Source organism: Micromonospora sp. NPDC006766 (assembly GCF_040636055.1).
In the GTDB taxonomy this organism is placed as follows: Bacteria; Actinomycetota; Actinomycetes; order Mycobacteriales; family Micromonosporaceae; genus Micromonospora.
The window spans coordinates 165,743-182,137 of sequence record NZ_JBEYIX010000006.1 but is presented as its reverse complement, the minus strand read 5'-3'; the positions used below and the strand labels follow the sequence as shown (position 1 = coordinate 182,137).

The following is a 16,395-nucleotide window of genomic DNA, read 5'->3' as shown; positions in this document are numbered from 1 at the left end:
CACCACGAGAGGGACCGTGCGGCGTACCCGAAGAACCTGCGAATGCCGGGTACCGCTCCGCTGCTAGGACAGGGACGCACACAGGGGACACCGGGCCGCTTCCGGACGCGGACCGGGGCCCCGCGCTGGGAGCGTCATCCAGTGTCGCAGGTCCGCCGGGGCCACCCGACAGCGGTCGATCATGAACCGGATCAGCCCGGCCGATCACTTTCCGGCGATCACCCGGAGATAGTCGACGCACTCGTCATGCAGGGCGGGCCAGGGGTCCCCGAACACCTGGTCGGCCGCGTCGTCCAGGGACCGGTGCTGGTGCACCACGGCCCGGAAAAAGTCGAGCACCCGCTGCTCCCCGTACCGGTCGACCAGGTGGCGTACGGCCAGGTAGCCAACGCCGTAGGCGCCGCCGACCCGGTCGTCGGTCGCGTCGTCGGCGGGTGCCAGCGAATCGAACCGCCCGTCCCAGCCGCCGCGGACCAGCTTCCGCACCTCGGCCAGACCCTCGTGGTGGTTCACCGGCTGGCCGTCCGCGCCCGCGTACTCGGCCAGCCCTTCCACCAGCCACCAGCTGGACCGGTCGGAGTAGCCCTCAGCGGGCAGCGACGCGGCGTGGGCCAGCTCGTGCCGAAGCAGCTCGTCCATTCCGCTCCGGCTGACACTCTGGGCGTTCAACACCACGTCGTGGTGCCCACCGCCGACGCCGACCGCGTACCCGGCCGTCCACTTCGGCCGGCCGCCGCCGTACCAGCGCCGCCACTCGGCCTGACCGGCATAGAAGATCAAGTAGCGGTCCGGCGGGGTGCCGGTGACCGCGTACCGGTCGGCGACCTTGGCGGCGGCCTCGGCCCGGGCGAGCAGCCCGGGAAGCTTGGCCCGCAGCGCGGGCGTGGTGGCGACGATGGTCCGTTCGCCGACCGCCACCGTCAGGTCGCTCACCTCCCAGGGCCGGGTGCCGGCGGGCTTCTCCCGGGACTCCTCGACGGCAACCAGCCGGGGTTCCTCCCCCACCAGACGCCACCGGGTGCCGATCTCCACCAGGCTCGGGGTGCAGTCCGGCGCCACGAAGCAGTAGCCGACCGTCACCGCCAGCCGCCACTCCCCCGGTTGCCCGTCGACAGTCGTCGGCACACCGTCCGCCGCCGGTCGCCACACGGTGACCCGCAGCGCGCGCAGCGCGGCGTACCGGCGGGTGAGGTCGGGGTGGGCGGCCGGCTCGGCAACGGCGAGGTAGCCGGCGCGGTCCCCGGCGAGCAGCGCGGTGGCCTGGCGGTCGAGCTGTGCGGTCATCCGCTGGCCGAGGCGGCGCGCCACCGGGTCGTCAGTCGGCTCCGCCGCCGGCCGCCCCACCGCGCCAGGCACCAGGCCGAGCAGGCGTACGCCGGAAAAACCGCACGCCACCAGGGCGAGCACCAGCACGAGCGCGATCCAGAGCGGCCAACGTCGACGGGGTGACGCTGCGCCGCTCGGCGCAGCAGGCCCGGTCACGGTTGAGCCGGCCGGCCGTGTTGCGCTGCTCCCCGCCGGGTCGGGGGCCTGCTCGTCACCGTCGGCCACGGGCGAAGGGTACGACCAATCAGCCGCTCCGGCCAGAACCCGCCGCGCGTCAACGAGGCCGCCCATTCCCGTCCGCCCATTCCCATCCGCCCACCTGACCTCGGTGGAGGGCGGGGAGCCGGCCGATGAGCTGAGCGTCACCGTCACCGTCGCCTACGAACTTGATGTCGCAGACGAGTCACCCGCGCCCGACCGGCCGCCCGACCGGCCCGTGAATCGTTTGCGACATCAACTCTGTAGGCGCTCGATCGCAACCATGCAGGCGCGGACGGTACGCGATGACGGAGAGCGTGAGCAGCGTCTTGTTTGCCGCCCAGAGGGCGACCAGAAGGACCCCCGGCACCGGCCGCATGCGAACCTTCCGCCCAGCATGCATCGCCCGCCCCAGCCGCGACCTGGCCGCCGCAGAGCGGTTCTGGGTCGACGGGCTCGGCCTGCGGGTGCTCTACCGGGGCGCGGCCGACGGGCCGGGTGAGCACGACCTGGCCGACAGACTGGTACGGGCCTGCGGGACCAGGGTCTCCGCCGGCCCGTACTGGGACCGCTGGGGGGTGACGTTCGCCGACCCGGACGGCTATTGCCTGGTGCTGAGCACCCGGGCCTGGTCGAACGGCTGACTCACTTCTTGGAGACCAGCGCGCGGCCGAAGAACATCAGGTTGGCCGGCCGCTCGGCCAGGCGACGCATCAGGTAGCCGTACCACTGCTCGCCATAGGGAACGTAGGTGCGCACGGTGTAACCCTCGCCGACCAGCCGCTGCTGCTCCTCCGGGCGGATGCCGTAGAGCATCTGGAACTCGAAACGGTCCGGGCCACGGTCGAACCAGCGGGCCCGGTCCTCGCCAATGGCAATCAGGCGCGGGTCGTGGGTGGCCAGCATCGGGTAGCCGTCGCCGGACATCAGCACGTTCATGCAGCGCACGTACGACTTGTCGACGTCGCTGGCGGACTGATACGCCACCGACTCCGGCTCCTTGTACGCGCCCTTGCAGAGCCGTACCCGGGACCCGGCGGCGGACAGCTCCCGGCAGTCCGACTCGGTGCGCCGCAGGTACGCCTGGAGCACCGCGCCCGTCGACGGGTGGTCCTTGCGCAGCTTGACGAGGATGTCCAGCGTCGAGTCGGTGGTGGTGTGGTCCTCCATGTCCAGGGTGACCGTGGTGCCCGCCGTGTCCGCCGCCACGCAGATCGCCCGAGCGTTGTCGTACGCGAGCTGCTCGTCGAACAGCTGGCCGAGGGCAGAGAGCTTCACGCTGACCTCGGCGGCCGGGGTGAGCTCTGCGGCGGAGAGCAGTCGCAACAGCTTGAGGTATTCGTCCCGGGTGGCGTTCGCCTGCTCCGGGGTGACGGTGTCCTCACCGAGGTTGTCGAGGGTGACCGCGAGGCCGTCGGCGACGAGCGCGCGGGTCGCGCGCAGCGCGTCGTCGGTGCCGGCGCCGGCGACGAACCGGCGGACGACGTCCCGGGTGAACGGGGCCGTCGCGACGAGCCGCTCGACCTGGGATGACCGGGCGGCAGCGAGGATGACGGAACGGAGCATGAGGCGAGCGTAACGCCCCCCGTGGGTCCCCGCCGGGGGGCGGGTGAGGCTGGTCCGGGTCCGCTAGAAACGATCGCATGGAACCACGCCCCCGACGCCGGCTCCGGTCGGCCACCGTGCACCTCGGCGCCCTGACCGCGCTGGCGCTGACCCTCTCCGGCTGCAACAACGACGATGACGACTGCGGCCGGCGACCGGCCGGGGGCGGTGGCGGTGGCGGTGGCGACAAAGTCGCGCAGGCCCTCCGGGTCTCCGGTCCGCCCGTCGCCCCGGACACGCCCACGCCGGTCGCCGCCACGCTGCCCGATCGGGGCGGCTTCGGCACCCACCTCGCCTCGTGCGGCGGCTGACGTGCGGCGCGAGGCGAGTACTCCGCGTCCCGACTGGGACGCCACCATCCGCGCGCAGGGCCTGGTGTACGTCGACACCGAGCTGCCCGACGGCGGGATCATGTCGTACTGGGACGAGACCGCCGCGTACGCCTTCGACCTGGCCGAGGTGCTCCGGCTGGAGGAGGCGACCGAGGAGCTGCACCGGATGGCGGTGGCCGCCGCCGAGCACGTGGTGGCCCGTAACCGGTACGCGGAGTTCGGCATCCCGACCTGGGCCGCCGAGGCGGTCGCCCGGTCGCTGCGGGAGGCACCGCCGACCCTCTACGGTCGCTTCGACCTCTGGTACGACGGCAGCTGGCCACCGAAGCTGCTGGAATACAACGCCGACACCCCGACCGCGCTGGTCGAGGCGAGCATCGTGCAGTGGTACTGGCTGGAACACACGCGCGCCGAGGCGGACCAGTGGAACAGCCTGCACGAGCGGCTGGTGGGGGCGTGGGCGAAGATCACCGCCGGGCTGCACGACCCACGGCTGCACGTGGTCTGGTCCGACGAGGAGGAGTCGGGCGAGGACCTCATCACCGCCGGCTATCTGGCCGAGACGGCCCGCCAGGCCGGGCTGGACGTCACGCTCATGCCGATCCAGGGGATCGGCTGGGACGGGCGGCGCTTCGTGGACGCCGACGACGAGCCGATCACCACCTGCTTCAAGCTCTACCCCTGGGAGTGGATGCTGACCGAGCCGTACGGGCCGCCGGCGCTGGAACCGGGCACCCCGACCACCTGGATCGAGCCGGCCTGGAAGCTGCTGCTGTCGAACAAGGCGCTGCTCGCGGTGCTCTGGGAGCTCTACCCGGGCCACGACTACCTGCTGCCGGCATACCTGGGCTCGCCGCGCGGGATGACCGAGTACGTGGCGAAGCCGTTGCTGGGCCGGGAGGGCGCTTCGGTACGCATCGTCTCCGCAGGAACCGAGATCACCAATCCGGGGACCTACGGCGACGAGGGCTTCTGTTATCAGGAGTTCCGGGCGTTGCCCGAGTTCGCCGGCAACCGCACGGTGTTGGGGAGCTGGACCGTCGACGGCGAGTCCGCCGGCGCCGGGGTGCGCGAAAGCGCAAGCCTCATCACGGATGGTTACGCGCGGTTCCTCCCCCACTACATCGACGCGCCGCAGAGCGCGTGAGTCGTCTACCGTTGGTCGCGTGAACTTCGACGCGTACGCCCGGACCGGAGTTGATCTCGTCAACGCCCGCCTGGACGACCTCGACGACCTGCGGGCCATCTTCCCCGACGAGAACGGGTGGATGCGCGACGAGGTCGCGGACCGGGACCTGGCGATTTTCCGGCGGGCGCAGAAGCGCCTTCGCGACGTCTTCGAATACGGCACCTCGGGCCGGGACGCCGAGGCGGTGGCGGAGCTGAACGCGCTGCTGGAGGCCTTCCCGGTGCAGCCGCGCATCTCCGGCCACGACTCCAGCGACTGGCACATGCACGTGACCGGCCGGGGTGCCTCGGTGTCGTCGGAATACCTGGCCGGCGCGGTCTGGGGCCTGTCGGTCTGGCTCTGCGAGTACGGCAGCGCCCGGTTCGGCGTCTGCGCCGACGAGCGCTGCGGCAACGTCTACCTGGACACGTCCTCGAACTGCTGCCGGCGGTTCTGCTCGGAGCGCTGCGCCACCCGCTCGCACGTGGCCGCGCACCGGGCCCGCAAGCGCGCCGCCGGCGGCGACCAGCTGCCGGTCCCCGCCCAACCCGAACCCCTCACCCCGGTGCGCTAGGTCAGGCGTCGACCGGGGAGGGTGCGGTGAGGTTGGCGCGGGCGAACGCCAGCGCCTCGCGGAGGTCGGCCTCGCGGACCGCGCGGCTCTTCGCGCCCCGGGTGGTGACCTCCACCGCTACCGAGCCGGTGAAGCCCCGGCCGGCCAGCGAGCGGAGCAGCTCCCCGCAGGGCTGGCCGCCGCGCCCGGGCACCAGGTGCTCGTCGCGCCCCTCGCCGGTGCCGTCGCCCAGGTGCACGTGGGCCAGGCCGGCACCCATCCGGTCGGCCATCGCCAGCGCGCCGGTGTGCGAGGCCGCACAGTGCGACAAATCCAGCGTGTACGAGGCGTAGCCGGTGTCGGTCGGGTCCCAGCCGGGGGCGTACGGGACGAACTGCCGGCCGGCCATCCGCACCGGGTACATGTTCTCCACCGCGAAGCGCAGCCCACCGAACTGCCCGGCGATCTGGTCGAGGCCGTCGGCGAAGTTACGGGCGTAGTCCCGCTGCCAGGTGAACGGTGGGTGCACCACCACCGTCGGGGCCTCCAACGTCTCGGCCAGCTCGGCCGCCTTGCGCAGCCGCTCCCACGGGTCGGAGCTCCACACCCGCTGAGTGACCAGCAGGCAGGGCGCGTGCACCGAGAGGACCGGTACGCCGTAGTGGTCGGCCAGGCCGCGTAGCGCGCCCGGATCCTGGCTCACCACGTCGGTCCAGACCATCACCTCGACGCCGTCGTAACCGAGCGACGAGGCCAGCTGGAACGCCGCCGCGGTCCGTTCAGGGAAGACCGAGGAACTGGACAGGAGCACCGGGACGCGGGAAGTCACACCCCTCAGGGTAGCTGCCTGGGTCACGGAGCATCGGGACGAGCATCCGCAAAACGTGCAAACCGTCGGGCATGCTCACATCGGCGTAAGCTGATCAAGCCGACGTAGGATGACCCCCTCCCGCAGCGCCCACGGGCAGATGTCCAGGCGGTCCACGTCGAGCCGGCGCAGCACCGTTTCGGCCACCACCGCGCCGGCGAGCAGCTGGTGGGCCCGCCCGGTGCTCACCCCCTCCAGCTCGTGCAGCTGACCGGGCGGGATGTGCCGGATGAAGCCGAGCACCTGCCGCAGGCCGGTCCGGGTCAGGCTGCGCGGGGCCCAGAGCCCGGCACCGGACGGCGCCGCGCCGGCCAGCCGGGCCAGCATCCGGAACGTCTTCGAGGTGGCCACCGGGCGCTCCCAGCCCACGTCGGCAAGCTGCTTCACCACCGGCTCGACCAGCGTGTCGACGTACTCCCGCAGCTCGTCGACGGCCGCCGCGGACGGCGGCACCGCGCCGACCGGGTCGACCCGCAGCCGCTCGCGGCTCAACCGGCCGGCACCCAGCGGCAGCGAGATCGCCACGTCCGGGTCCTCGTCGATGCCGGCGGCCAGCTCCAGCGAGCCGCCGCCGATGTCCATGACCAGCAACCGGCCGGCCGACCACCCGAACCATCGCCGCACGGCGAGGAAGGTCATCCGCGCCTCGTCCGCGCCGGAGAGCACCTCCAGGCGTACGCCGGTCTCGTCCCGGACCCGGGCCAGCACCTCGCCGGCGTTGGTGGCCTCGCGGACCGCGCTGGTGGCGAAGGGGAGCAGGTCGTCGACGTCCAGCCCGTCCGCCGCCGCGCGAGCCATGCTGACCGCCTTGACGAGGCTGTCCGCGCCCGTCTCGGTGAGCGCGCCGTCCGGGCCGATCTGCTCGGCCAACCGGAGCACCACCTTCTCGGAGTGCGCCGGCCACGGGTGGGCGCCATGGTGGGCATCGACCACCAGCAGGTGCACCGTGTTGGAACCGACGTCGAGGACACCCAGTCGCATGCTGGCGAGCCTAGGGCCAACACGTTTCACCGGCTCGCCGGCCGGCCCGGCTCACCCCGCGTACGCTGGTCCGGGTGACAAGCCAGATCGAGCTGCAGGTGCTGGTGGACGACCCCGACGACCCGCGCAGCCGGGAGGTGGAGCTGGACTTCCCCCGGGAGTGGATCGAGTTCGTCGACCCGGCGGACGAAAAGCACGTGATCCGCGCCGACCTGACCTGGCTGCTCTCCCGGTGGACCTGCGTCTTCGGCAAGGGCTGCCACGGCATCATCGCCGGCCGGGCCGCCGACGGCTGCTGCTCGCACGGGGCGTTCTTCACCGACTCGGACGACGAGAAGCGGGTCCGCGCCGCAGTCAAGCGGCTCACCCCGGAGACCTGGCAGCACTTCCGCAAAGGCTTCAAGAACTGGACCGAGAACGACACCGTCGACGGCAAGAACCCGGCCCGGCGTACGGCCACCCGGGACGCCGATTCGCCGTGCGTCTTCCTCAACGACGCCGACTTTCCCGGCGGGGGCGGCTGCGCGCTGCACGCCCAGGCGCTGCGCGACGGGGTGCACCCGCTGGAGTACAAGCCGGACGTCTGCTGGCAGTTGCCGATCCGCCGGGACCAGGACTGGCACAAGCGGCCGGACAACACCAAGGTGCTGATCTCCACGATCGCGGAGTTCGACCGGCGGGGCTGGGGCGCGGGCGGGCACGACCTCGACTGGTGGTGCACCTCCTCGATCGACGCGCACGTCGGCGCCGAGCCGATGTACCTCTCGTACGCCCCGGAGCTGACCGCGCTGATCGGCGCCTCCGCGTACGCGAAGCTGGCCGAGCTGTGCGCCGCCCGCCTGCGCCAGGGCCAGATCGCCCCGCACCCGGCGACCGAGGACTCGGGTACCGCCGATCTTGGATAGTTGCCGTTCGCCCCGAACAGTAACTATCCAAGATTCGAAAGACGCGCTGGCCGGCACCCGTGTATCGGGTGCCGGCCAGCGGCTGTTCGTGCTTGTGTCAGCTGTTCCAGTACTGGGCGACCAGGTCGGCGGCCTGCTGCTCCCACTGGGCGTAGGCATCCGGGTACGCCGACACCTGCACCGTCTGCGCGGCCTTGGTCAGCGGCATGTCCTGCCACCCGTCAACCTGCTTCAAACCCTTCAGGAACGCGGTCGTCGCATACTCCGGATCGGTGATCTGCTCCGGGCTACCCCAACCCGAGCTCGGGCGCTGCTGGAACAGACCCAGCGAGTCATGGTCATTCCGGTCACCCAGGTGACCCAGGTTCTCCAGCTTCGACTCCTGCAGACTCGTGGCGATCGAGATCACCGCCGCCCGCTCCGGCAGGCCGGCCTTCTTCGTCGCCGCGATGATCGCCTTCACACTCGCGACCTGCTCACCGTTCAGATCGATCTTCGACTGAGCACCCTGCACACCATGCGGAATCAACGCGCTCATGTCCGGCTTCGCGGCCTGCACCGCCACCGGGGCGGCCTGCGTCGGCTCAGCAGCGTGCGCGGCGATCGGACCGGCGAACACACCACCGGTGAAAGCCAGACCAGCAACACCAAGAATGCTCTTACGCAGCATCGAGTTCATAACCAGAAGCTCCATTCGGGGGTTGGCACGCGACCCGACCGGGGGATCAGGGCACGTGCAAGCACCACGTCAGGCGCTCAAAACAAGGGGGAAAGTCTTCAACCGGCCAGCTCGCCGGGCGGGGCCTCACCACGGGCGCCGGGACCATGTACAACGACCGCCGGCCCGCCAACATTCCGGGCCCACACACCCCGCCTGGCGGGGGGGCGCCTTCCTCGGCCGTGCACCCGTGTTCAACCACCGACCGCCACCCGCCATTCCAGCCCCGCGACGCCGCCCACCACACCCCACAAACCGGACATCCCGCCCACGCCGCCTCAGGCAGCTCACCGGTCGCACCGGCAAGATCCGGGCAACTTCCCTGAAAGTGGCCCCTCGCGGCGGCGGGAGGCAGCACTTTCCGGGAAACTGCGCGGATCATGGCGGCGGCGCGCGGCGTACCGCCGGGGGCGGGACACGCAGGCCGCGCACGGCGGACGGCGAGGGCGCACGACGCGGTGTGACCCGGGCGGGACTGATCAGGCGGCCGTATGACAAAGGGGGCCCTCCCCGACGGGAAGGGCCCCTTTCGCCGACGAACTCAGCGACTGCCGGCCGGCTGCGACGCCTCGACGAACTCCTCGCGCGGGTCGTGCAGCTGGCCGAGCGCGACCACCTCACGCTTGAGGAAGAACGCCAGCGTCCAGTCGACCACGACCCGGACCTTGCGGTTGAAGGACGGAATCCGCGACATGTGGTACGTGCGGTGCATGAACCAGGCCGGCCAGCCGGTCATCTTCACGCCGTAGACCTGCGCCACGCCCTTGTGCAGGCCGAGGCTGGCCACGCTGCCCGCGTGCTTGTGCTTGTAGTTGACCGGCTCCCGCCCGCGGATCACGTTGACGATGTTGTCGGCCATCCGGGCGGCCTGCCGCACCGCGTGCTGCGCGCTCGGCGAGCAGAAGTTGCCCGGCTCCTTGGTCAGGTCCGGCACTGCGGCGCAGTCGCCCGCGCTCCAGGCGCCCTCGACCACCCGGTCGCCGTCCACGATCTGCAGGGTGGGCAGGCAGGTGACCCGCCGCCGCTCGTCGCGCGGGAAGCCGGTCGCGTCCAACATCGGCGACGGCTTCACGCCGGCCGTCCAGACGATGGTGTCGGTGACGAAGCTGTCCCCGTCGGAGAGCTTGACGACCCCGTCGACGCAGGATTCGAGCCGGGTGTCCAGGCGGACGTCCATGTTCCGCTTGAGCAGCTGCTGCACCGTGTAGGCGCCCATGTCCCGATCGACCTCGGGCAGCACCCGCTGGGTGGCCTCGACCAGGACCCAGCGCATCTGCTCCGGCTTGAGCTCCGGGTAGTAGCGCAGCGCGTCCCGCGCCATGTCCTCCATCTCGGCGAGCGCCTCAATGCCGGCGTAGCCACCGCCGACGAAGACGAAGGTCAGCGCGCGCCGGCGTACCTCCGGGTCGGTCGTGGCCGCCGCCACGTCGAGCCGGTCCAGCACGTGGTTACGCAGGAAAATCGCCTCGCCGATGGTCTTGAACCCGATACCGTGCTCATGCAGGCCGGGAATCGGCAGCGTGCGGGAAACCGAGCCGGGGGCGACCACCACGTGGTCGTACTCGACCTCCCGGGCCGGGCCGCTGATGGGCTGCACGATCGCGGTCTTCCGGTCGTGGTCGATCCGGGTGACCGTGCCGGCCAGGACCTTGCACCGGCGCAACTCCCGCCGCAGCGGCACCACGGCGTGCCGGGGCGAGATGTTGCCACCGGCAGCCTCGGGGAGGAACGGCTGGTAGGTCATGTGCGGCTGCGGGTCGACGACGATGACCTCAGCCTCACGAGAGCCCAGCTTCTTGGACAGGCGCAGAGCGGTGTACAGGCCAACGTGCCCGGCACCCACGACAAGGATCCGCTTCGGGTTCACGTCATCTATCTTTCCCCGAGGGGCTCACCTCATCCCTTTCGAGACCCCCGTCTGTGACGGAGCACAACCCCTGTGACCTGGGCAACGTTCCGCGACGTGACCGTTATCGGCGGCGCAGGAGCCAGCCGAGCAGCGCGCTGAGCGCCACCGCGACGAGCAGACCGGCGAGGGTCGCCGCCTGGAAGCCCCGGCTCCCGCCGACCCCGCCGAGCCAGGCCAACACGATGCCGAGCACCGCGCTGGCCAGCACCACCCCACCGGCCCGGGCCAGCCACCGGCGCACCAGGTCCGGGTCAACCACCGCGTCGAACGGCAGCAGCGCGGCCAGCGCGCAGAGGGTGTGCGTCAGGTAGAGCAGGGTGGCCACGGCGAGCAGCCGCCACAGTGCCGGCGGCCGGCCGAAGCCCATCGTGGCGAGCAGCCAACCGCCGACCGTGGCCAGCGCCACGAAGGTCGGCCAGACCCGCCGCGGCCCGACCGCCGGCAGCACCGCCGCCACCGCGAAGGCCAGCAGCAACCGGGGGTGGAACGCCTGCACCGGGTACGCGAGCAGGAAACCGACCAGCACGGTGAGGAAGATGCCGACGCGGACCAGCAGCGGCGTGAGGCTGATCCGGTTGACCGTGCGCCACATGCCACGGACCCGCTCGTTCAGCCCCTCGACCAGCTCGTTCATGCCCGCCAGCCCTCGCTCGCGCTCACCGGCCACCGACCCTCGGCGCGGTGGCCAGGCGGGCCACGTCCCGCAACACCTGGTCGAGGCTGCCGGCGCCGGCCCAACGCACCACCGGCACGCCGTGCTCACGGAGCTGGCCGATCATCGCCTCCCGGTCCAGCCGCCACAGCCGGTAGGCCACCTCGGCCCAGCCCCGGTCCTTGGGCGCGGACAACTCGGCGGGCAGGGTGTCCACCGCCACCACGAACCGCCCACTCCGGGCCATCCGAGCCAGCATCTGGGCGGACCGCTCGTCCAACAGCGGGGTGAGCACCACCACCAACGCGTCCGGGGAGAGCAGCTGGGGGCCGAACACCTGGTCGTACGGCTCGTGCAGGGAGGACTCGGCCTGCACGTCGAGCAGCCATTCCAGCACGGTCAGGTACTGCCGGCGACCACTCGCCGGGCGGAGCCGGCGGGCGAACGGTCCGTACTCCAGCAGGGCCACCCGGTCGCCACGGTGCAGGTAGTGCTCGGCGATCGCGGCGGCGGCCCGGACCGTGGTGTCCAACACCGAGGCCGGGCCGCCGATGCCACCGGAGCGGCCCGCCTCCGCGAGCACGTCGAGCAGCACCACCACCTCGGCGTCCCGGTCGGAGAGGGTGGCGGCCACGTGCAGCTGCCGCGCCCGCAGCGACACCCGCCAGTCGATCCGGCGCAGCCGATCCCCCGGCCCGAAGACCCGCACCCCGGCCAGTTCGCCGCCCTCTCCCGGCCGACGCGAGTGGTGCGCGCCGACCAGCCCGGCGGCCCGAGGCATCGCCTCCACCGCCTCGAACGGCTCGGTCATCGGATAGACCCGCATCCGGGCCGGTTCGGTGAGCACGGCCCGGGAAACCAGCAGCCCGTCGGCGGCGGCGACCCGCACCCCGGCCGGCCCAGCCGGGTGCCGGCCCCAGCGCAGCGCCCTCCCGGTCAGCTCTAGGTCGACGGCGGTGCCGGACGGCACCGCCGTGACGAAGGGCCGGTCGACGCCGCCGGACCGGCTCACGTCCAACCCGGTCCCGCCGAAGCCGGCCTTCTCGACGCGCAGCCAGCGCGACATCCGGGTCCGGACGAGCGCCATGTCGTACGAGACGGTGTCCGGGTTGGCGACGACGACCGTGGCCGTCATCGGCGCGCCTTCGACCAGTTGCGCCTCCCCGGTGACGATCTCCAGCTCGGGCAGCGCGCTGGGCCGACGGCGCAGCCCGTACGCGGTGCCCAGGGCGAACGGTGTGGCCAGCACGACCAGGTCGATCCGACCGAGCAGGACGGCCGCGATCAGCAGGAGCCCGGTGAGCAGCACGGCCCGGCCGAGCGCCCGGGTGGGCTCCCAGCCGCTCACCGGCTCGCGACGGTCGATCATCAGCGCCCGGCGGGCACGGCCGCGTAGCTGGGCAGCGCGCCGCTGGCCGGCGCGGGCGTGTTCGCCAGCACCTCACCGACCACGAAGGACGGGTCGACCCGGCGCAGCCACATCTCCGGACGCAAAGTGATCCGGTGGGCCAGGGCGGGCGCCGCCACCGCCTTGACGTCCTCCGGCACCACGTAGTCGCGGTTGGCGAGCACCGCCCGGACGCGGGACAGCAGCAACAGTGCCAGCGAGCCGCGCGGCGAGGCGCCGACCAGCACCGACGGGTGCTCCCGGGTGGCCGCGGTCAGGGCCACGATGTACCGGCCGATCGAGTCCTCGACGACCACGTCCTCCAGCGCGGCCTGCATGGCGCGCAGCGTGCCGGCGTCCACCACCGGCTTGATCTCCGCCTCCTCCCGGCGGCGGGCGAGCCGCCGGCGCAGCACGTCCCACTCCTCGTCGTGGTCGGGATAGCCGAACGACACCCGGAGCAGGAACCGGTCGAGCTGCGCCTCGGGCAGCGGGTACGTCCCCTCGTACTCGATCGGGTTGGCGGTGGCGAGCACGTGGAACGGCTCGTCCAGCCGGTACGTCACGCCCTCGACCGAGACCTGCTTCTCCTGCATTGCCTCCAGCAGCGCGGACTGGGTCTTCGGCGGGGTCCGGTTGATCTCGTCGGCGAGCAGCAGGTTGGTGAAGACCGGGCCGGCGCGGAACGAGAAGTCGCCGCTGCGCTGGTCGTACAGGAAGGAGCCGGTGACGTCGGCGGGCAGCAGGTCCGGGGTGAACTGGAGGCGGCGGAAGTCCAGCCCGAGGGCCTGCGCGAACGAGCGCGCGGTCAGCGTCTTGCCCAGGCCGGGCAGATCCTCCAGCAGCACGTGGCCGCCGGCCAGGATGCCCGCGAGAACCAACTCCAGGGCGTCCCGCTTGCCGACCACGACCGTGCCCACCGCGTCCAGCACCGCGCGGGCCAGCCCGCCCACCTCGGCGGGGAGCAGGCTCCGGTCCACGTCGTTCATCACAGCTTCTCCAGTTGGGCGACGATCGCCGCGAGGTCGCGCGGCGACGGGGGGCGACGGACGGGCGTATCGAGGAACGTGCACAGTGGCTCGCCCAGCAGGGCACGGGCGCGGGCCGGGTCGGACTCGCGGGTGACGCCGTGCTTCTGGCGCAGCCGTTCGTCGGCCAGCTCACCGAGGCGGGGCAGGATCCGGGTGTTGAACCGGTCCCGGTCACCGCTGCACCAGTCCAGCGGACGTTGCCAGCCGTTGAAGCCGCGCAGCGCGTCCCGGGCGGCCCAGTTCCAGGCGCCCGGCTCCTCGCCGGCGGGAGCCCGGTCACCGGCCCGGGGCGGCGGCGGAGGCGACAGCGCGGCGGTGACCCGGCGTACGGTGAGCAGGGCGAGCACGCCCGCCACGATGGTCCAGAGTGAGACCTGCAGGCCCACCGTGCGTAGGCCGACCACGACCACCACCACGGCCGTCGCGGCGACCGCGAGCGTACGCGGCACCCAGCGCAGCCGGCCGGGCCGCGCATCGGGCAACTCGCGGGCGGGTTCCTCGGACGACAGCAGGTCGTCGATGCTGGTGCCGCTCACGATGGCACCTCCCCGGCAACGGCCAGGCTGGTCAGTTCCCCGCGCAACCGGCGCAGCGCGGCCCGGGCCTGGTCGCGCATCCGCTCGTCGACCGTGTGGGTGGCGTACCGGGCCTCCCGGTAGACGCGCGCGAAACCGTCCAGCACGTCGGCGCTGGCGATCGCCGGGACACCGGCCGCCGGGTCGCCGCGCAGCAGCCGGCTGACCAGGTCGGTGGAGGTGTCCCCGGCGAGCCGGGGCACCCCGGCCTCCTCGGCGGCTTCCTCCAGCCGGACCCAGCAGGCGATCACCGCGGTCCGCGGGTCGGTGGACCGGTCGTCCAGCTCCACCAGGCCGGCGTCCAGGGCGGCCACCACCTCCCGCGCGGTGCCTCCGGCGGTGCGCCGGGTCCGCTGGGTCGGGATGGCCCGGGCGGTCCGCCGCAGCGCCCCGCCGACCAGCGTCCACAGCACATAGCCGACGGCGACCAGCACGGCCAGGCCGAGCACGACCAGCGCGGCGGTGAAGATCCACTGAGGAATCCCGCTCGACACGGGCTGACCCACGTCGCGGGGCTCGGCCGGAATCGAGGGCGTGGGCTCGGCGGTCGGATATTCCGGCACGTACGGAAGAGTGTCCACAGCGGGCGGAATCCGGCTCGCGCCGATCCTGGCGTGCCCGGCGGCGAACGCGGCGGCGGCGAGCAGCACGGTCACCGCGGCGATCGGCCACCACCTGCGCAGCACGCCGAGGTCCATGTCACCGCCCTACGCGTCCTCAGTCCACCCCGGCCAACTGCTTCGCCCGGGCGAACACGTCGTCCAACATCGCTGGTGTCAGCCGCCCCGTGAAGGTGTTCTGCTGGCTGACGTGGTAGCAGCCGAGCAGCGCCGGTGCGGACGTGCCGGACCAGTGTGCCCCATGACCGAAGGCGGGGCGAGGCGTGGGCGGTCGCTGACCGTACACGTCGCGCAGGACCGGCCACCACGCGGCCCAGGCGAACGCGCCCAGCGCGACCACGACCCGCAGGGTGGGCCGGATCAGCGCGACCTCGCGGTGCAGCCAGGGCGCGCAGGCGTCCCGCTCGACCGGGGTGGGCTTGTTGTCCGGCGGCGCGCAGCGTACGGCGGCGAAGATGCGGGTCTCGCGCAGACTCAGACCGTCGTCGGCGGCGACGCTGGTCGGCTGGTTGGCGAGCCCGGCACGGTGCAGCGCCGCGAACAGCACGTCCCCTGAGCGGTCACCGGTGAAGATCCGACCGGTGCGGTTGCCGCCGTGCGCGGCCGGCGCCAGGCCGAGAATGGCGATCCGGGCGTCGGGCGCGCCGAAGCCCGGCACCGGCCGCCCCCAGTATTCCTGGTCGCGGAAGGCCGCCCGCTTCGTGCGGGCGACCTCCTCCCGCCAGGAGACCAGGCGCGGGCAGGCGAAGCAGTTGCTCACCGCGCCGTCGAGGTCGGCCAGGTCGGTCGCCCGCGCGGCGCGGGCGACCACCTCCTGAGGGGTACGCGGCTCAGCCAAGCCGGGTCCGGAAGAGTTCCAGCGTGCGGGCCCAGGCCGTGGCGGCGGCCCGCTGGTCGAAGTGCTCCGGGCGGTCCTCGTTGAAGAACGCGTGCGCGGTGCCCGGGTAGTCGTACGTCTGGCAGGCGCCTCCGGCGGTCTCGATGGCCCGGCGTACGCTCTGCACCCCGTCGGCCGTGGAGGTGCCGTCCGCTTCGGAACAGTGGATGAGCGCCGCCTTGCCGGCGTAGTCGGCCCAGTCCGTCCGCATGCCGTCCCAGGGCAGCCGGGGGTAGAAGCCCGCGGTGGCGACGATCCGCTCGGAGTACGTCCCCGACCAGAGGGCCAGGCTGGCCCCGGCGCAGAACCCGGCGCACCCGATCCCGCCGGCCACCTCGGGGCGGTCGGCCAGGTAAGCCGCGGCGGCGGCGATGTCCGTCGCCGCCTCGTCCATCTGCGCGCTGTTCAACATCTGTCGAGGCTCACTCGGCCGGCTGGCCGGCCCGCCGTGCCGGAAGTCTGGCGCGAGGGCGACGAAGCCGGCCTCCGCGAAGCGGTCCACCACGGCCCGGACGTGGGGCACCAGGCCCCACCAGTCCTGGATGACGATGACCGCCGGGCTGGCCGCACCGTCGGAGGGTATCGCGAGATACCCCGCGCTCGTCCCCCCGTTGCCGGTGAAGCTCACCATCTCGCCCATGGACCCGTCCTCCTAGCGGTCAGTCATCGTTGGCTGGTCGCGCTGTGTTA

18 protein-coding genes and 1 pseudogene are annotated in these 16,395 nt (G+C 72.5%); 5 read left to right on the top strand and 14 right to left on the bottom strand.

All coding sequences use genetic code 11. From position 1 onward, the window contains the following. Positions 1–91: 91 nt before the first annotated feature. Both ABZ671_RS10175 and ABZ671_RS10170 read right to left on the bottom strand, forming a co-directional pair. Positions 92–184 (bottom strand): annotated as a pseudogene (locus ABZ671_RS10175) (ABC transporter ATP-binding protein); the annotation flags it as partial. A 20-nt stretch (positions 185–204) separates the two neighbouring features. After that, positions 205–1,551: a hypothetical protein gene (locus tag ABZ671_RS10170; protein ID WP_357854313.1), complete on the bottom strand. Its 1,347-nt coding sequence runs from the start codon at positions 1,549–1,551 to the stop codon at positions 205–207. Positions 1,552–1,901: 350 nt separating this feature from the next. Here ABZ671_RS10170 and ABZ671_RS10165 point away from each other — a divergent pair, with 350 nt between their 5' ends. Continuing rightward, positions 1,902–2,168, top strand: a complete 267-nt coding sequence (locus ABZ671_RS10165) for a hypothetical protein (RefSeq protein WP_357854310.1) — start codon at positions 1,902–1,904, stop codon at positions 2,166–2,168. Position 2,169: 1 nt separating this feature from the next. Here ABZ671_RS10165 and ABZ671_RS10160 read toward each other — a convergent pair whose 3' ends face one another. Then, positions 2,170–3,090, bottom strand: a complete 921-nt coding sequence (locus ABZ671_RS10160; protein ID WP_357854307.1) for a proline dehydrogenase family protein — start codon at positions 3,088–3,090, stop codon at positions 2,170–2,172. Between the two features lie 77 nt (positions 3,091–3,167). Between ABZ671_RS10160 and ABZ671_RS10155 the strand changes: the two genes are divergently transcribed. From ABZ671_RS10155 to ABZ671_RS10145, 3 genes are read left to right on the top strand one after another with little or no spacing between them, the layout of a single operon-like run. Beyond that, positions 3,168–3,440: a hypothetical protein gene (locus ABZ671_RS10155; RefSeq protein ID WP_357854304.1), complete on the top strand. Its 273-nt coding sequence runs from the start codon at positions 3,168–3,170 to the stop codon at positions 3,438–3,440. A 1-nt stretch (position 3,441) separates the two neighbouring features. Beyond that, entirely contained in the window at positions 3,442–4,608 is a 1,167-nt protein-coding gene (locus tag ABZ671_RS10150) for a glutathionylspermidine synthase family protein (RefSeq protein WP_357854301.1), read from the top strand. A 19-nt stretch (positions 4,609–4,627) separates the two neighbouring features. Next, a complete protein-coding gene (locus tag ABZ671_RS10145; protein ID WP_357854299.1) occupies positions 4,628–5,203 on the top strand; it encodes a CGNR zinc finger domain-containing protein in 576 nt (191 codons plus the stop codon). A 1-nt stretch (position 5,204) separates the two neighbouring features. Here the strand turns inward: ABZ671_RS10145 and ABZ671_RS10140 are convergent, their stop codons facing one another. Both ABZ671_RS10140 and ABZ671_RS10135 read right to left on the bottom strand, forming a co-directional pair. Then, positions 5,205–6,011, bottom strand: a complete 807-nt coding sequence (locus ABZ671_RS10140; protein ID WP_357854296.1) for a sugar phosphate isomerase/epimerase — start codon at positions 6,009–6,011, stop codon at positions 5,205–5,207. A 75-nt stretch (positions 6,012–6,086) separates the two neighbouring features. Further along, entirely contained in the window at positions 6,087–7,031 is a 945-nt protein-coding gene (locus ABZ671_RS10135) for a Ppx/GppA phosphatase family protein (protein ID WP_357854292.1), read from the bottom strand. A 74-nt stretch (positions 7,032–7,105) separates the two neighbouring features. Between ABZ671_RS10135 and ABZ671_RS10130 the strand changes: the two genes are divergently transcribed. Beyond that, entirely contained in the window at positions 7,106–7,936 is an 831-nt protein-coding gene (locus ABZ671_RS10130; protein WP_357854289.1) for a hypothetical protein, read from the top strand. A 97-nt stretch (positions 7,937–8,033) separates the two neighbouring features. Here ABZ671_RS10130 and ABZ671_RS10125 read toward each other — a convergent pair whose 3' ends face one another. From ABZ671_RS10125 to ABZ671_RS10085, 9 genes are all read right to left on the bottom strand, one after another. Then, complete coding sequence (locus ABZ671_RS10125) at positions 8,034–8,615, bottom strand: hypothetical protein (RefSeq protein WP_357854362.1); 582 nt, start codon at positions 8,613–8,615, stop codon at positions 8,034–8,036. Positions 8,616–9,195: 580 nt separating this feature from the next. Further along, on the bottom strand, positions 9,196–10,521 hold the full coding sequence (locus ABZ671_RS10120; RefSeq protein WP_357854287.1) for an NAD(P)/FAD-dependent oxidoreductase: 1,326 nt from the start codon (positions 10,519–10,521) through the stop codon (positions 9,196–9,198). Positions 10,522–10,624: 103 nt separating this feature from the next. Then, on the bottom strand, positions 10,625–11,197 hold the full coding sequence (locus ABZ671_RS10115) for a hypothetical protein (RefSeq protein WP_357854284.1): 573 nt from the start codon (positions 11,195–11,197) through the stop codon (positions 10,625–10,627). Positions 11,198–11,219: 22 nt separating this feature from the next. Next, entirely contained in the window at positions 11,220–12,584 is a 1,365-nt protein-coding gene (locus tag ABZ671_RS10110) for a DUF58 domain-containing protein (RefSeq protein ID WP_357854281.1), read from the bottom strand. Continuing rightward, on the bottom strand, positions 12,584–13,591 hold the full coding sequence (locus ABZ671_RS10105; RefSeq protein ID WP_357854278.1) for a MoxR family ATPase: 1,008 nt from the start codon (positions 13,589–13,591) through the stop codon (positions 12,584–12,586). The genes ABZ671_RS10110 and ABZ671_RS10105 overlap by 1 nt, the downstream gene beginning before the upstream one ends. Beyond that, positions 13,591–14,169, bottom strand: coding sequence for a hypothetical protein (locus ABZ671_RS10100; protein ID WP_357854275.1), 579 nt, complete (start codon positions 14,167–14,169; stop codon positions 13,591–13,593). The genes ABZ671_RS10105 and ABZ671_RS10100 overlap by 1 nt, the downstream gene beginning before the upstream one ends. Beyond that, entirely contained in the window at positions 14,166–14,906 is a 741-nt protein-coding gene (locus tag ABZ671_RS10095) for a DUF4129 domain-containing protein (RefSeq protein ID WP_357854272.1), read from the bottom strand. Before ABZ671_RS10095 ends, ABZ671_RS10100 begins: the two co-directional genes overlap by 4 nt. 19 nt (positions 14,907–14,925) lie before the next feature. After that, positions 14,926–15,639 carry a uracil-DNA glycosylase gene (locus tag ABZ671_RS10090; RefSeq protein ID WP_357854359.1) on the bottom strand — a complete coding sequence of 238 codons (714 nt, stop codon included), beginning with the start codon at positions 15,637–15,639 and terminating at the stop codon, positions 14,926–14,928. 19 nt (positions 15,640–15,658) lie between these two features. Next, a complete protein-coding gene (locus tag ABZ671_RS10085) occupies positions 15,659–16,345 on the bottom strand; it encodes a dienelactone hydrolase family protein (RefSeq protein ID WP_357854269.1) in 687 nt (228 codons plus the stop codon). Positions 16,346–16,395 lie beyond the last annotated feature (50 nt).

What these genes read in the sequence shown, in the direction of transcription:
- ABZ671_RS10165 (WP_357854310.1), top strand. Translation starts at nt 1,902, where the DNA reads ATGCGAACCTTCCGCCCAGCATGCATCGCCCGCCCCAGCCGCGACCTG.
- ABZ671_RS10160 (WP_357854307.1), bottom strand. Translation starts at nt 3,090, where the DNA reads ATGCTCCGTTCCGTCATCCTCGCTGCCGCCCGGTCATCCCAGGTCGAG.
- ABZ671_RS10155 (WP_357854304.1), top strand. Translation starts at nt 3,168, where the DNA reads ATGGAACCACGCCCCCGACGCCGGCTCCGGTCGGCCACCGTGCACCTC.
- ABZ671_RS10135 (WP_357854292.1), bottom strand. Translation starts at nt 7,031, where the DNA reads ATGCGACTGGGTGTCCTCGACGTCGGTTCCAACACGGTGCACCTGCTG.
- ABZ671_RS10125 (WP_357854362.1), bottom strand. Translation starts at nt 8,615, where the DNA reads ATGAACTCGATGCTGCGTAAGAGCATTCTTGGTGTTGCTGGTCTGGCT.
- ABZ671_RS10115 (WP_357854284.1), bottom strand. Translation starts at nt 11,197, where the DNA reads ATGAACGAGCTGGTCGAGGGGCTGAACGAGCGGGTCCGTGGCATGTGG.
- ABZ671_RS10110 (WP_357854281.1), bottom strand. Translation starts at nt 12,584, where the DNA reads ATGATCGACCGTCGCGAGCCGGTGAGCGGCTGGGAGCCCACCCGGGCG.
- ABZ671_RS10105 (WP_357854278.1), bottom strand. Translation starts at nt 13,591, where the DNA reads ATGAACGACGTGGACCGGAGCCTGCTCCCCGCCGAGGTGGGCGGGCTG.
- ABZ671_RS10095 (WP_357854272.1), bottom strand. Translation starts at nt 14,906, where the DNA reads ATGGACCTCGGCGTGCTGCGCAGGTGGTGGCCGATCGCCGCGGTGACC.
- ABZ671_RS10085 (WP_357854269.1), bottom strand. Translation starts at nt 16,345, where the DNA reads ATGGGCGAGATGGTGAGCTTCACCGGCAACGGGGGGACGAGCGCGGGG.